Raw genomic sequence first — 14,471 nt, 5'->3', positions numbered from 1 at the left:
TCGGAATGCGCTGGCGCGACCCGGTTACGCCATACGGGGCGCCGCATGACGCAAGCTTAATCCCGGGCGCTTTAGCGCGGCTCACTGTGGATGCTGAGATAGGCGGGATCGAATTCGGCGATTTCCTGCAGGCGCTCCCAATCGACGATGGTGATCGTCCGGTTCTCCCAGGTAAACACCCCCTCGCGCCGCAGCGCCTGCAGCGTCTTGTTCAGATGGACGACGGAAATGCCGAGCACGTCGGCCATCTCGATCTGCGTCAACGGAAATTGGAAGCTGGCGCCCCGCGTCCGCTTGACGACCTGCAAGCGCACGAAAAGCTCGCAGACGAGGTGGGCGATCTGAGCCCGTTTCGAGCGCCGGCCCATGGCGACGATCCATTCCCGGTGAATGGCGCCATCGATCAGAGTATCGAGCCAGAGCAGCCGGGTCAGATGCGGCATGCGCTCGGTGATCGCCCGGAGATCGCCATGATCGGCGAAAGCAACATGACAGGCCGAGAGCGCAACGATGCCGTGATCCATTTTCTTGAGGGGAAAGGCGTGCAGGTCGACGAAATCGCCGGCGACATGCAGCGCGGTGATCTGGCGGCTGCCATCGGCCATCACCTTGTAGCGCGCAGCGAAACCATCGAGCAGCAGCGTGCTGTAGGGCGGGCGGCTGCCTTCGGCGACAATATCCTCTCCGGCAGCAAAGTGCCGGTCCTTGACCAGGATCGACCTGAGACGGTTTTCCTCCTCGGTCGACAGCACATCGCGGCTTCCAAGGTTGAGCAGCAGGGCTTCAATCACGAGCTCGTCCGCCGAGTTCGAAAGAGGGGATCATGACGATGCGACCTGTATTTTCTATAGGAATCAATGCCTGGCCTCGGGAACAATTGTCTTCATCTGTAATTTCCCCTGTGACGCACAGGAAAGAACATGGCTCGCTATTTTTTCGATCTGCATAATGGCGAAGGTCCCACACGCGACGAGCACGGCACCGAGCTCAGATCGCGCGAGGACATTTCGAAAGAGGTGACCCGCATCCTGCTGGATGTGGCCCGTGACGAACTGCCTGCGGGTGATCGCGCCGTCATCGCCGTCACCGTTCGCAACGAAAGCGGCGACCCGGTGACGGTTGCCAGTCTCGTCTTCAACAATGAATGGCTCGACGTCTTGCGGTAGCGGCAACGGTTTCAGGGTTGCCGCAGGTCTCCGGCACCAATCCCACTCGGTCGCCGCTACGCTTAGGCTCTTTTTTTATGCATGTCGTTCGCCCGGAACCGCTGCACACCTCCGGGCGACATGCATTAAGACCCGCCTCCACCGCTGGCAATTAAATTTGACATAGTCGCGCCATTGCTCTGACAAACATCGCAAGCAGCATTCCGGCCTCGGCTATTTCGCGATTTCCTCGAGAATCAGCCGGATTTCCGCAATCGGCCGCCGGCTTTCGTCGAAGAGTTCGACCGACAGCATGTTCAGAGGTTCCGCCGGCAGGCCTTCGGCGGCCATCTCGGCGAGCACGCGCCGCGCCTCCGCTTTGGCGGCCTCGATGGAGGCGAATTGATATCCGGTCTCGGTCGCCCCGACACCATCACGATCGAGGAGCTGAAAGTAGAATTTAGGCACGACACATCCCCTGCTAGAACACGCTAACGATCCCGCGGGCAACATGTTCCGACTGCCGTGATCAGAAGGTGCCGGCTTCCGGTGAAGCCATTTCCTCGATGCCGTCGACCCGGTCGGGATAGAAGGCGAGATGGTCCTTGATATTGCTGACCGCGGCATTCGGCGCCTCGTACGTCCAGACCGCATTCTTCGACCGATCGCCGCCCGCAATGATACTGTAATAGGCGGCACCGCCCTTATAGGGGCAATGGCTGGTATGGTCGGTGCGCTGCAGCAGTGCCATGTCCACATCCTTGCGCGGAATATACTGCACCGGCGGATAGGAGGCTTCGCGAAGCGTCAGCGCATCGTGGCTATCGGCAATCACCTTGCCGTCAAGCGTGACGACGACGCGGGAGGGATTGTGTTCTACGGTGATCGGATGATCCGGCCCCGGGATCTTGATCGATTTGTCTGACATAGGGTTCGCCTCCAGGAAATGTCGATGCCGTGGAGATAGGGTGGGCATGCGGTTCGTCCAAGGCCTGAAACGCCGGCATCTAGAATTCGAAAAGCGGTGATCTCAGGCTCAGCATCGCCGTTTTCGGCGCCGCCGGCCAGTGACGTGTCAGTGCATCCGCGAGCGTTTCGATCAGCGTGCCGATATCCTCGGCCGCGGAGTCATGCAGGGCCTCGGCAACGATCAGCACCGAGTGCGTCGTCTGCCGCACCGCCGAAAGCCCGCTCTGCCGGTTCGTCCAGCGCCGAGCATGCGCCCTCTCTGCACTGTCTGCGAAAATCACTTCGTTCGGTTCCGGATGTTCGATTTCGCCGCCGAAGGTAAGATAGGTCTCGTGGCCCCCGGCTCGCCGGACCTCGAGATCATCAGTGATCTTCTCGGTGTCGAAGACGGCAATCGGAATGGCGAAGGCGAGCGAAATCGCATTGCAGAGATCGATCAGCGGATGCAGGCGCGGCAGGCCATGCTCCTGGCGGAAGCGGCGCAGCAGCGCTTCGGAGGCCGAGCGATATTGCGTCGGCTTCAGCCCCATTCGGGAAAAACCGCGCCGCCACGCCTGGATTTCAGGAAACTCGCCTTCCGGCGCTGCGGCCAGCCGGGCCTCGGCAATCGCGCCGAAGCTGGCGATCGCCGCCTCGACATCAGCATCCGCATGGATACTTTCCACATGAAGCGCACCGGCGCGAAGCTCCGGAAAGTCCTGCCAGATGGAATCGGAATGACGGAATTGCATGGCCTATCTCCCTCCGGATATTTTCAGCGCCACCCGGCTGTCGGCAAGGGCAAGCCCGAGCACGGCCGCCAGCACGCAGGCGATGCCGGCGATTTGGTTGAGCCCGACCGGCTCGCCGAGGATGAGGAAAGCCAGCATGACGGCGGAAACCGGCGCGAGCGCCGTGAAGAGCGCGGCTTCCGTGCCGCTCACCCTTGCCGCACCGGCATACCAGAGCAGGAAGCCGCCGACAGTCGGCACCAGCGCATAATAAACGACGGCAACGACAGCGCTTGCGGAAATCCCCGGCGCGACAGGCGCTTCGAACACCGCCGGGATGATGGCGACGACGAGGCCGATGCCAGCCATTAGCGTCGACTGGGCAAGCGGCGGGATCACCGCCCTCAGCCTCTTGTTCAGCAGGATGAACAGCCCTTCGCAGACGACGGCGCAGAAGATCAGCGCATTGCCGGAGAATGATCCGCCTGAAGCATCCGGGCTGAAGGCGATCGAAAACACGCCTGCCGTCGCCAGCGCCACTGCAACAAGCAGGGCGGGCTTCGGCCGTTCGCCAAGCAGCAGGATGGAGATCGCTGCCGACACCACCGGCAGGGTGCCGATGATCACGCCGGCGCCGGCCGCCGAGGTCAGGCGGAGGCCGGAAATCAGCAGCGTCGTATAACCGACGCTGCCGGCGCCGGCCTGAATGACGAGGATGAGGCAATCTTTCTTGGAGAGTTTCGGCAGCCGCACGCCGGTCACGCGCATCGCCACCAGCAAGATGGGAAAAGCCAGCGCGAAACGCAACGCCGTGGCACTGAACGGCGGCAAGCCGGACGCAATCAGCTTGCTGGCAATCACCGTGCTTCCCACAGTCAGCATGGCCAGCGCCAGATAGAAATACCCGTGAGCTTGTCTCGACATTCAACGTCTCCTGTTGGACGCGCCGAGGAAACAGCAGGGACGTGTTTGGGTCTTGAACGAAATTGCAGGCGCGGGCTCTTTACATAAAGCCGCCGGCATAGAGGCCCGGTGACAGGCCGTATTTGCGCACGAAAACCCGCGTCATGTGGCTCTGATCGGCAAAGCCGCTGGCAAAGGCCGCTTCCGCAAGCGGCGTTCCCTGAGCGATCAGCCGCCGTGCGAGGTGAATGCGGGCCTGGACGAGATAGGCATGCGGCGTCAATCCCGTCGCCTTGGCAAAACCGCGCAGCACCTGAAAGCGGCTGAGCCCGCTTTCCCGGGAGAGATCGGTCAGCGAGACGGCGGCGAGCGGATCGTCGTCGATCAGATCTCGGGCCGCGCGGATCGACGCGGGCACCGGCGGCTGCTCGTCGCTGCCGCCGCGTTCGCGCATGACATCGGCCACAAGCTGCAGAAGCAGTTGCTCGCGGAGCAGAGCATCGGCCACTCCACCGCCAGTAACCGCACGAAACAGGACCTCGAAACGGGCGGCGATCGCCCTATTGCGGATGACGGGATGCGGGATTTCTGATCGCCCTGCCCCGCCGTCGCCGATCTCTCGCGCCAGGCCGGCGACGATCTCAGGATCGAAATAGAGGATGCGCCACGACCGCCGCTGGCCGATCGGCGCGCCGTCATGCACTTCGTTCGGATTGACGGTGATGATGTCGCCGGCCTCGGCCTCCACCACGCCGCGGCCGCTCAGCGACGACTGCGCGCCGGCCGAAATCAGCCCGATGCCGAATTGCTCATGCGTGTGCCGGGAAAAACTGTGATGTGTTTCCGCTTCCACCGCTTCGACGCCCGCCAGCGCCGAGCGCAACATCCTGAATTGGTTTTTCGCCATCATCTGCCCGCAGATCCGATCGCCGGCCACTCTGCCAGCCGCGGCGACTTGACGCAATCGACCTAGAAGAACTCGTCGAGCAGCTGATAATAATCCAGCCTGGCCGGATCCGTGGCCGGCATGCCGTAACCATCGAGGAAAGGCTGCACCAGCGCCTCGCCGAAATTATGGGCGATGCTGCGGCAGGCGAGCGCGATATCCTGATAGCGATCGGCGACACCAAGCCGGCTGCAGTCGATATAGCCGGAAAAACCCTCTGCCCAAGCGATGAAATTCGGCAGGCAGGCATCGCCATGGGTGACGACGAGATCCTCGCCGCCAGGCTTTCTGCTTTCGAGTTCGGCAAACAGCGCCGTGGCACTTTTTCCAAGCCGCGTCTCGCCGAAATCGGTCTCGTCGACGATGCCGGCCAGCATCCGCGCTTTCGCCACCGCAATGCGGCTCTCCAGCCGGTGATCGAAGGGGCAGGATGCGATCGGCAGACGATGCAAGTCGAGAAGGGCCGCCGCCAGCAGTTCGACCCGTGCCAGCGGCGTCAGCGCCGATGCGCTGGCAAGATCATTCCCGGGCAGCGCGCTGATCAGCAGCCGGTTGCGCTCGCCGTCGCTCTCGCGGGCGATCACGTCAGGGCATGGCAAACCGCAGCCCTTGAGCCAGCTCAACCGGGCTGCTTCATCGGCAAGCTCGCCGAATGGCCCCATTGCCTCGACCTTAAGGTAGAGGACCGGCAAGCCCTCGCCTTCCAGCCGGAAGACGCTCGCTGCGGAACGACCCAGCGCATCCCGTTCCATCCGGTAGCCGGACAGCCGTGCGCCAAGCGATCCAGCCGGCAATCTCTCAGAAAATGTCAATGAATGGTGCCGGCAGGCGCGGCTTCGAGAAGGATTTCGAACGCCTCTTCCAGAGCCGCCACCAGAATATCGGTCAGCTCGTCGCCCTTGTTCTCCAGGAACAGTGCGCTCACGGCTTCATCCTGACGCTCAAGAAAATGCTCGATCTCGTTCGACATATCATTGTCCTCTTCTGCACCGTATCATCACGGCCATGAGGAGAGGCTAGATGCGGTTCCTTGCGTGTGGCTTGTTGCCGATGAGACGCGATCCCATCGCGAGGACTAGTCACGAATATCATACTTCGCATACTGACTGCGGGGGATCAACCCGCCAACTTCGTGGGCAAACGACACGACTTTCGTCGCTCCCTCATCTAACTCGCACCGGAAACGAACGTGGTACCAGCCTTTGGTTGTGCCAAAGGCCGCATCGTCCACGTTGAGAATGCTGCCGGCTCGCAACCCAAAACTGGGCAATGAGAAGGGGAAATAAGGCGGCGAACCGTGAACAAGTTGGGCCTGAAGCTCGGTGGCGCATAGCGTGGCCACTCGATTTTTACGTGGAAGGCCATCGATGGCAGTTTGCGCAATCAAACTGCCACCGTCCGTCTGTGAAAACAGCGTTTTCGCTTTGGGTAGATCGCTATTTTTAGCAATCGGTTTCGACGTCTCAGCAGTCTTTTGCTCAGGCGGTTTGGTCTGCTCGATAGTCGTATTGGCTTCGCCAGACACGTCTGCCGGCGGCCCATTGCGTTCCGGAGAAACGTCCGTCGTCGCAACCTCAGGAAGCTTCACATCATCTGGCACGGGTTTCGATGGAGGCTCGTCCGTTTTGGGTTTTTCGACCGCAGCCTTTGCAGGCACCTGCTCCGGTTCGATATCCTGCGGCGGCGGGGTCGTTGCGGGTTTGGTTTCACCCTGAGAAGAATTTCCCGTGAGCGACTTTTCGGGGCCGCTATTCTTGTCGCCAAACTCGATGACCGGGCGGAGAGTCGGCATCGGCTTCGCTTGCTCGGGAGCTTTCTTAGCCTCCGGTGGAGGTGGAGGTGGAGGTGGAGGTGGAGGTGGCGGCGGCGGTTGCTTCTTCGCCTGTTCCGGCGGCTTCGGCGCCGGTGGTTCCTCGGGCTTGGGCTCCGGCTTCTTCTCCTCCGGCGGCGGAACGAGCTCGACCTTCACGCTTTCGTCTTCGGCAGGTTTCGGCTCGATCTTCGGCAGCCCAAAGATTAGAAGCGCGACAAGGGGAACATGCAGAAGCACGGACGCGACGACACCCCAGCGGATTTCGGGCCGCTGCTTTCTCGTTTCGTGCTGCGTTTCCGCCGGTACAACGTCTTCTTCTGTCACAGCAGCGATGTGGCCTTTAAAGCGAGCAGCATCAAGCCACAAAAGAAAAAAACCGCGTGATCGCAGCAGCGATTGAAGTCATTGGTCGGCAGCCCCGTCGTCGGCCACCAGATCATGCGCCTGCCATTCACCTTGCGGAATGGCATCGCCGACCAGAAAGGCAAAGGACATAACCTTGCCGGAGCCGGCATCGAGCCCGCATTGGAACTGAATGTTGTACCACGCCCTCTTGCTACGGAAGGCGCCGCCTCTCACCTCGACGCTGTTGCTGCTGACCTTCTCCGGCGCCATCGCAAAGGGGGCGACCGTATCCGGCCGCATATCCGGCCGCGCGCGGCGCACCTGCTCCAGCGCCTCGAGGTCGCAGAGCTGCAGATTGCGCTCGCCGCCAGCAAGGCCACGCAACGCCTCGCGGGCGCGCCGGCTGCGCGGATCGGCAAGCACTTTGTCGGAAAAAAGCCGGCTTGCCGCGACGAATTCAGCCGGCTTTGGCACCAGTGGAGCGATTGGTGTCACAGAAGGCATTGCCGCAGCAGCCGGATTATTCGCAACCGGCGCATCCCGCTCGGCCTGGGGCTTTGCCTGTTCCGGCGAAGGCGCCTTGACGAGCTCGGGCGTTTTCAGCGATTCCACGGGCTGCGGAACGATCTCCACCGAGAAACCGTCATCGGGCAATGGTGGCGGCTCGGCCTTCGGCAACAACAGCAGAAGAAGCAGGAGCGCAGCGGCATGCAACGCAAACGACGCAGCCGCGCCCCGCTGGATCCCGCCATCCCATTTGCCCGCCGCCAGTTCCATCGGTCAGCAAGCGGCAATCGGACGATCGATGACGATCATGAAACTGAGGAGCGCGTTCATCATGAAGTTTGCCGAAAAATCGGGCCGGTAGCCCTGCCGCGGAATCTGAAGCACGACCTGACACTGCCAGCACAGCCGAAGCCATGCAACAGGCAAAATACACAATCATTAATTGCATTCAGCCGAGCGAGCCGATAAGATCCCGATAGGCCGCTTCCGGGAATGCCTTCAGCGTCTCGGTCCGCACATTGCCGCCCATGGCGAGCGAGAGCGTAAAATGCGCCATCACCGCGTCATCGGGCGCCTCGCAGACGGCAACCATGTCATGCCCGCCCATCGTCAGGAAGAACTGGTTGAATGAGCCGCCGACGCCGGCGAGCAATTTCTTCGCCGCGTCCAGCCGCTTTGTCGAGTCGCGAACGTAGCGAATGCCCTGATCCGTCCAATCGATTAAAAGAATGTAAGTGGTCATGTCGCACCTCCCAACGGAGGATTGGCCTACGCAAGGCTACGTCGACCTCGTTCGCGCGTCGCGATCGATCCTTCCCCCGTGGGCCGGGATTATAGCCTTGTCACCACTAAGGGACAAGAAAGCCATCGCGATCATTGGTGTTAATCACAAAAGCAAAAGCCGGACATGAAGCCCGGCTTTTCCAATCATAACGTTGTCGTCGAAGTCTTAGCTGTCGAGGAACGAGCGCAGCTTTCTCGAGCGGCTCGGATGCTTGAGTTTGCGCAGCGCCTTCGCTTCGATCTGGCGGATACGTTCGCGGGTGACCGAGAATTGCTGGCCGACTTCTTCGAGCGTGTGGTCGGTGTTCATGCCGATGCCGAAGCGCATGCGCAGAACACGTTCTTCGCGCGGCGTCAGCGAGGCGAGGACACGGGTCGTCGTCTCGCGCAGGTTCGCCTGGATGGCGGCGTCGATCGGCAGCAGTGCGTTCTTGTCCTCGATGAAATCGCCGAGATGCGAATCCTCTTCATCGCCCACCGGGGTCTCGAGCGAGATCGGCTCCTTGGCGATCTTCAAGACCTTACGGACCTTTTCGAGCGGCATGGCGAGCTTTTCGGCCAGTTCTTCCGGCGTCGGCTCGCGGCCGATCTCATGCAGCATCTGGCGCGATGTGCGGACGATCTTGTTGATCGTCTCGATCATGTGCACCGGAATGCGGATCGTGCGGGCCTGGTCGGCGATCGAACGGGTGATCGCCTGGCGGATCCACCATGTCGCATAGGTCGAGAACTTGTAACCGCGGCGGTATTCGAACTTGTCGACCGCCTTCATCAGGCCGATATTGCCTTCCTGAATGAGGTCGAGGAACTGCAGGCCGCGGTTCGTGTATTTCTTGGCGATGGAGATGACGAGGCGAAGGTTCGCTTCGACCATTTCCTTTTTGGCGATGCGCGCTTCGCGCTCGCCCTTCTGCACCATATGCACGATGCGGCGGAATTCCGAGATCGAAATACCGGTTTCCGTCGCCAAGTTTTGGATTTCCTGGCGGATGTCGCGGATCGTCGTGTTTTCGCCCCTGGCGAATTCCTTCCAGCCGCGGGCGGCCAGATTGCCGATCGACTTCATCCAGTTCGGATCGAGCTCGGCGCCCTGATACTGCTCAAGGAAGGAGTCGCGCTTGACGCCGTAGGATTCGGCGAGACGCAGCAGGCGGCCCTCGTTGGAAACAAGGCGCTTGTTGATATCGTAAAGCTGCTCGACCAAGGCGTCGATGCGGTTCTGGTTCAACGACAGCGACTTGACGGCCTTGATCAGCTCGTCCTTGAGCTCCTTGTAGCGGCGCTCCTGGGCGGTCGACAGCGTGCCGGATGCCGACAGGCGCTGCTCGACCTGCTGGTCCTGCAGCTTGCGCAGCTTCTTGTAGGTCTCGGCGATCGTATCCAGCGTCTCCATCACCTGCGGGCGAAGCTCGGCTTCCATCGCCGCCAGCGAAAGGTTGGATTCGTCCTCGTCCTCTTCCTCCTCCTCGGGGGGCAGGCCCTCGCCGCCGACATCGGTAATGTCGTCGTCGCCGGAGCGGGCGCGGCGGGTCTTTTCCTTCTCTTCGGCGGCCTTGCGGTCGGCCTCGATCTTCTCGGGGCTCTGGAACTGCGGCGCAGCCTTGGCTTCAGGACCGGAATAGGTCGTTTCGAGATCGATGATCTCGCGCAACAGCGTCGTGCCTTCGTTGAGTTCGTCGCGCCAGATGATGATCGCCTGGAAGGTCAGCGGGCTTTCGCAGAGGCCTGCGATCATCGTTTCGCGGCCGGCCTCGATGCGCTTGGCGATGGCGATTTCGCCCTCGCGGGAAAGAAGCTCCACCGAGCCCATCTCGCGCAGGTACATGCGCACCGGATCATCGGTACGGTCAGTCGGTTCTTTCTTCTTGGCGGTAGCAAGCGCCGTGCCGCTCGAAGGCGCGAGTTCGCCGCCTTCGCTCTCCTCGTCGGAACTGGCGTCGTCATCATCGCCGCCGCTGGAAGCACCGGCTTCCTCGGCTTCTTCGTCCTCGATGACGTTGATGCCCATATCCGAAAGCATCGACATCGTGTCTTCGATCTGCTCGGAAGTGACTTCCTCGGACGGCAGGACAGCATTGAGCTCGTCCATCGTCACATAGCCGCGCTTCTTGGCGGCCTTGATCATCTTCTTGACCGCGTCGTCGGAAAGATCGAGAAGAGGGCCGTCGGTTGCGCTGTCGCGTTCGACTTCCGCGTCTTCGTTCTCTTTGACCTTGGTTGCCATTTATATCGTCGCCTTCCTGACGCTATCCAATCTCGCTGCGGTAATGGGCCGTCTCAGGGCCGGACGCGTCGCTCGCGCCGCCCTCGAATCACCATTGCCCACCTAACGGGATGACATTTAAAGCCTGATTAACCACGATCGCCGGCACCGGACAGCAAAGCTTTCTTGCCTTTGGATTTCCGGCAATGGTTGCGCGATCCGCCTTGACCCAGTTCACCGTTTCAACAAGTCGAACGGTGATTCCCACATTTTTTGCTCTCGTCAAGCTTTTCCACAAAAAAAGCTCACGAAAAATCGGAAAAAGCCTTATCCACAGGCTTTGAACCGCGGCAGCGATTGCGAACCCCTTATTTAAGACGCGGCGAACAAAAGACAAGGGCAGCAAAGATTTTGCGCGCCGCGCCAGTTATTCGCGCTATTTTTGCAGTCCTATCGTTGATCTATTCGCCTCTGTCCGGACGAATCTTTGTTACTTTGCCTCGCCATCATAGGCCGTCACCTTCAGCGCGCCGAGATCGACCGCGGGAATACAGCGCAGATTGATCGAAGCCATCGCCGCACCGTCCGGGGCCACGCCTTCGCCGAACGGCGCGATGCCGCAATTGGCGCAGAAGTGATGCCGGATGACATGCCTGTTGAATGTATAGGTCGAAGGATCGGCTTCGGGTGTCTTCAGCACCAGCTTGTCGCGCGGCACGAAGGCCAGAAGCCCGCCCCGCCGGCAGAACGAACAATTGCAATCGAGAGCCTCGGTGAATTCACCTTCGACCTCGAAAGCGACCTTGCCGCCGGCAGCTTCCTTCATAGAGCATCTGACCACCTCACATCCAATCCATGACGACTTTGCCGGAGTTGCCCGACCGCATCGCCTCGAAACCGTCGCGAAATTCGCCGATCTTGATACGGTGGGTGATGATCGGCGCAAGGTCGAGACCACCTTGGACGAAGGCGATCATCTTGTACCAGGTCTCGAACATTTCGCGGCCATAGATGCCCTTGAGATTGAGCATCTTGAAGATCACTTTGTTCCAGTCGATCTCGAAGCCCGCCGGCGCAATGCCGAGAATGGCGATTTTGCCGCCATTGTTCATCTTGTCGATCATGTCGCGGAAGGCGGGTGCGGCGCCCGACATTTCAAGCCCGACGTCGAAACCTTCGGTCATGCCGATCGCCTTCATCACATCGGCGAGATTTTCGTTCGATGCGTCGACAACGTGGTCGATCCCGAGCTTGCGCGCCAGCGCCAGCCGGTGCGGATTGATATCGGTGATCACAACCTTGCGGGCGCCGGACCGTTTGGCGACGAGCGCGCCCATGATGCCGATCGGCCCGGCGCCGGTGACAAGCACGTCCTCGCCGACCAGATCGAAGGAAAGCGCGGTGTGCACCGCATTGCCGAACGGATCGAAGATCGCGGCGATCTCGTCGGATATATCCTCCGGGATCGCCACCACATTGCTTTCGGGAATGCAGACGAACTCGCCGAACGAACCCGGCCGGTTGACGCCGACGCCGAGCGTGTTGCGGCAGAGATGGCCACGGCCGGCCCGGCAGTTGCGGCACTTGCCGCAGACGATATGGCCCTCGCCGGAAACCCGCTCGCCGACATGATAGCGGGTGACCGCCGAACCGATCTCGGCGATCTCGCCTGAGAATTCATGGCCGACGACCATCGGCACCGGAATGGTCTTCTGCGCCCACTGATCCCAGTTCCAGATATGCACGTCGGTGCCGCAGATCGCCGATTTTTTCACCCGGATCAGCACGTCGTTCGGCCCGACCTCCGGCACCGGCACATTCTCCATCCAGAGCCCGACTTCGGCCTTCGACTTGACCAGCGCCTTCATCATGTTCGACATCGACAATATCCCGCCCTTGTTCTGGTTCCGGACCTTGCGACTCCCTCTTCTCCCACCGGGGAGAAGGTGCCCGTAGGGCGGATGAGGGGGCCACACGGCACGCCATGACTTTACTTTGTTTCTCGCTTGCCGCTCGAAACGTCGCTTTGCTCCTCCCCCTCATCTGTCCTGTCGGACATCTTCTCCCCGCTGGGGAGAAGAGGAAGATGGCAGCCCCATTCTCAAATCACGCCCAGTTCCCGCCCTGCCTCGGCAAAGGCCGCGATCGCCCGCTCCACATCCGCCCTGGAATGCGCGGCCGACATCTGCGTGCGGATGCGTGCCTGGCCCTTCGGCACGACGGGGAAGGAGAATCCGATCACATAGATGCCCCTCTTCAGCATCAGGCTCGCCATGTCCTGGGCAAGCTTGGCATCTCCCAGCATGACCGGGATGATCGGATGGCCTTTGCCGGCGAGCGTGAAGCCGAGCTTGGTCATTTCGGTGCGGAAGAGATCGGCATTGTCGGACAGGCGCTTGCGCAAGGCATCACCGTTTTCGATCAGGTCGAACACCTTGAGCGAGGCAGCGGCGATGACCGGCGCCAGCGTATTCGAGAACAGATAGGGCCGCGAACGTTGCCGCAGCCATTCGACGACCTCGGCCTTGGCCGAGGTATAACCGCCGGAGGCGCCGCCGAGCGCCTTGCCGAGCGTGCCGGTGATGATGTCGATCCGGCCTTCGACGCCGCAATGTTCTGGGGAGCCACGGCCGTTCTTGCCGACGAAGCCGACCGCATGGCTATCATCGACCATGACCATCGCGCCGTATTTCTCGGCGAGATCGCAGACGCCGCCCAAATTGGCGATGATGCCGTCCATCGAGAAGACGCCGTCGGTGGCGATCAGCTTGAAGCGGCTGCCTTCGGCCTTCTTCAATTCCTCTTCGAGTGCCGCCATGTCGTTGTTGGCGTAGCGGAAGCGCTTGGCCTTCGAAAGCCTGACGCCGTCGATGATCGAGGCATGGTTCAGTGCGTCCGAGATGATCGCGTCTTCCTCGGAGAGCAGCGTTTCGAAAAGGCCGCCATTGGCGTCGAAGCAGGAAGAATAGAGGATCGTGTCTTCCATGCCCAGGAAGGTGGAGATGCGCGCTTCGAGCTGCTTGTGCTCCTCCTGCGTGCCGCAGATGAAGCGCACCGAAGCCATGCCGTAGCCGTAGCGATCGAGTGCCTGCTTGCCCGCCTCGGCCAGCTCCTCGTTGTCGGCAAGGCCGAGATAGTTGTTGGCGCAGAAATTCAGCACCCGTTCGCCGGTCGAAATCACGATCTCGCCCGCCTGCTTGGAGCTGATGATGCGCTCGGATTTGTAGAGGCCGGCATCCTTCAGCGCCGAAATCTCGGCTTGGAGATGGGAGAGAAATTGCGAGGTCATGGGCGGCCCTTCGTAGAGATTTCCGTGCCAGCCGGGTTAGCATATCGCCGCCGGCTTGTCTTCTTCAGCGCTGGACGGAGATCAGCAGGAACATCGGCCGGTCCAATTCCTGGACCCAATCGGGATTGTTCTGCAATTCCAGATCATTCGGGCTCCACTCCTCGACATGGCGGATGGCGAAACCAGCCGCGATCAAGGTGTTGAGCGTCGTTCCAAGCTTGCGATGCTGTTTGACGACATCCTTGGCGAGCCAGTCGGTCGTGCGCGGACCCTCGACGGCATAGCGGTCGAGCGGCCAGACACGCCGACCTTCGACATCGGTAGACCAGTCCGGGTTGCTCGGCGCCATGAAGATCGGATGCTCGATGGTGAAGACGAATTGCGATCCCGGCAAAAGCGCGTCATGCACGGTGGCAACGACACCGGCAAAGTCCTCGACATAGTGCAGCGCCAGCGAGCTATAGGCGAAATCGAAGGAGGCTCCGGCAAGCTGGAGATGCTCGAGATCGGCGATCTCGTAGGTGATCGCGGCTTCCGATGTATCGGTCCGCGCTCGGGCGATCATCTTTTCCGAAATATCAAGCGCGAGAACGCTTGCAGCACCTTGGCCCACGGCAAATCGCGAAAACCAGCCGAAGCCGCAACCGAGGTCAATAACGCGTTTGCCGGTAAGGTCAGGCAGAAGTGCTCGAACCGCCGGCCATTCGGACGCTCCGTCCAGCCCGCGGACGGAGCGGCTAAGTTCGCTGTATCCGGCGAAGAATTCCACTCGATCGTAGATATTTCGGGTCATCAGCGCTCCTCCTGCGAGGCAGCATCTACCATGCCTCCTGTGCCGATCTCAACAATTGGCCGCCG

17 protein-coding genes and 1 pseudogene are annotated in these 14,471 nt (G+C 61.0%); 1 reads left to right on the top strand and 17 read right to left on the bottom strand.

Annotated elements, in window-relative coordinates:
- Positions 1-71: 71 nt before the first annotated feature.
- The gene (locus HJB82_RS05875) at positions 72-791 is read right to left on the bottom strand and encodes a Crp/Fnr family transcriptional regulator (protein WP_221139702.1); all 720 of its coding nucleotides are present in this window, start codon (positions 789-791) and stop codon (positions 72-74) included.
- 129 nt (positions 792-920) lie between these two features.
- On the opposite strand from HJB82_RS05875, the gene HJB82_RS05870 reads away from it, so the two are divergent.
- Positions 921-1,166: a DUF6894 family protein gene (locus tag HJB82_RS05870; protein WP_207581212.1), complete on the top strand. Its 246-nt coding sequence runs from the start codon at positions 921-923 to the stop codon at positions 1,164-1,166.
- Positions 1,167-1,379: 213 nt separating this feature from the next.
- Here HJB82_RS05870 and HJB82_RS05865 read toward each other — a convergent pair whose 3' ends face one another.
- From HJB82_RS05865 to HJB82_RS05790, 16 genes and pseudogenes are all read right to left on the bottom strand, one after another.
- The gene (locus HJB82_RS05865) at positions 1,380-1,613 is read right to left on the bottom strand and encodes a DUF6894 family protein (RefSeq protein WP_221139701.1); all 234 of its coding nucleotides are present in this window, start codon (positions 1,611-1,613) and stop codon (positions 1,380-1,382) included.
- A 61-nt stretch (positions 1,614-1,674) separates the two neighbouring features.
- Positions 1,675-2,073 carry a DUF427 domain-containing protein gene (locus HJB82_RS05860; RefSeq protein WP_221139700.1) on the bottom strand — a complete coding sequence of 133 codons (399 nt, stop codon included), beginning with the start codon at positions 2,071-2,073 and terminating at the stop codon, positions 1,675-1,677.
- Positions 2,074-2,152: 79 nt separating this feature from the next.
- Positions 2,153-2,845 (bottom strand): B3/4 domain-containing protein, encoded by a 693-nt coding sequence (locus HJB82_RS05855; protein ID WP_221139699.1) that lies wholly within the window; start codon positions 2,843-2,845, stop codon positions 2,153-2,155.
- Positions 2,846-2,848: 3 nt separating this feature from the next.
- Positions 2,849-3,748 (bottom strand): DMT family transporter, encoded by a 900-nt coding sequence (locus HJB82_RS05850; protein WP_221139698.1) that lies wholly within the window; start codon positions 3,746-3,748, stop codon positions 2,849-2,851.
- Between the two features lie 79 nt (positions 3,749-3,827).
- Entirely contained in the window at positions 3,828-4,634 is an 807-nt protein-coding gene (locus tag HJB82_RS05845) for an AraC family transcriptional regulator (protein WP_221139775.1), read from the bottom strand.
- A gap of 62 nt (positions 4,635-4,696) precedes the next feature.
- Positions 4,697-5,485, bottom strand: a complete 789-nt coding sequence (locus HJB82_RS05840; RefSeq protein WP_221139697.1) for an APH(3') family aminoglycoside O-phosphotransferase — start codon at positions 5,483-5,485, stop codon at positions 4,697-4,699.
- The gene (locus tag HJB82_RS05835; protein WP_204330488.1) at positions 5,482-5,643 is read right to left on the bottom strand and encodes a hypothetical protein; all 162 of its coding nucleotides are present in this window, start codon (positions 5,641-5,643) and stop codon (positions 5,482-5,484) included. The genes HJB82_RS05840 and HJB82_RS05835 overlap by 4 nt, the downstream gene beginning before the upstream one ends.
- A gap of 105 nt (positions 5,644-5,748) precedes the next feature.
- Positions 5,749-6,852 carry a DUF930 domain-containing protein gene (locus HJB82_RS05830; RefSeq protein ID WP_221139696.1) on the bottom strand — a complete coding sequence of 368 codons (1,104 nt, stop codon included), beginning with the start codon at positions 6,850-6,852 and terminating at the stop codon, positions 5,749-5,751.
- A 36-nt stretch (positions 6,853-6,888) separates the two neighbouring features.
- Positions 6,889-7,608, bottom strand: a complete 720-nt coding sequence (locus HJB82_RS05825) for a DUF930 domain-containing protein (RefSeq protein WP_221139695.1) — start codon at positions 7,606-7,608, stop codon at positions 6,889-6,891.
- 178 nt (positions 7,609-7,786) lie between these two features.
- Positions 7,787-8,080 (bottom strand): GYD domain-containing protein, encoded by a 294-nt coding sequence (locus HJB82_RS05820; protein WP_221139694.1) that lies wholly within the window; start codon positions 8,078-8,080, stop codon positions 7,787-7,789.
- Positions 8,081-8,287: 207 nt separating this feature from the next.
- Positions 8,288-10,345 (bottom strand): RNA polymerase sigma factor RpoD, encoded by a 2,058-nt coding sequence (gene rpoD, locus HJB82_RS05815; RefSeq protein ID WP_207581222.1) that lies wholly within the window; start codon positions 10,343-10,345, stop codon positions 8,288-8,290.
- A gap of 88 nt (positions 10,346-10,433) precedes the next feature.
- On the bottom strand, positions 10,434-10,730 hold the full coding sequence (locus HJB82_RS05810; protein WP_221115837.1) for a hypothetical protein: 297 nt from the start codon (positions 10,728-10,730) through the stop codon (positions 10,434-10,436).
- 84 nt (positions 10,731-10,814) lie between these two features.
- Positions 10,815-11,157, bottom strand: a pseudogene (locus HJB82_RS05805) (GFA family protein).
- Positions 11,158-11,166: 9 nt separating this feature from the next.
- A complete protein-coding gene (gene tdh, locus HJB82_RS05800) occupies positions 11,167-12,204 on the bottom strand; it encodes an L-threonine 3-dehydrogenase (protein ID WP_207581225.1) in 1,038 nt (345 codons plus the stop codon).
- A 221-nt stretch (positions 12,205-12,425) separates the two neighbouring features.
- Positions 12,426-13,613, bottom strand: a complete 1,188-nt coding sequence (locus HJB82_RS05795) for a glycine C-acetyltransferase (RefSeq protein WP_221139693.1) — start codon at positions 13,611-13,613, stop codon at positions 12,426-12,428.
- Positions 13,614-13,677: 64 nt separating this feature from the next.
- Positions 13,678-14,406, bottom strand: coding sequence for a bifunctional 2-polyprenyl-6-hydroxyphenol methylase/3-demethylubiquinol 3-O-methyltransferase UbiG (locus HJB82_RS05790; protein ID WP_221133246.1), 729 nt, complete (start codon positions 14,404-14,406; stop codon positions 13,678-13,680).
- Between the last annotated feature and the right edge of the window lie 65 nt (positions 14,407-14,471).

This window comes from Rhizobium sp. NZLR10 (assembly GCF_019685125.1).
Taxonomy (GTDB): Bacteria; Pseudomonadota; Alphaproteobacteria; order Rhizobiales; family Rhizobiaceae; genus Rhizobium.
Note: the sequence above shows the minus strand (reverse complement) of the source record. Positions and strands in the feature narration are given on the sequence as shown.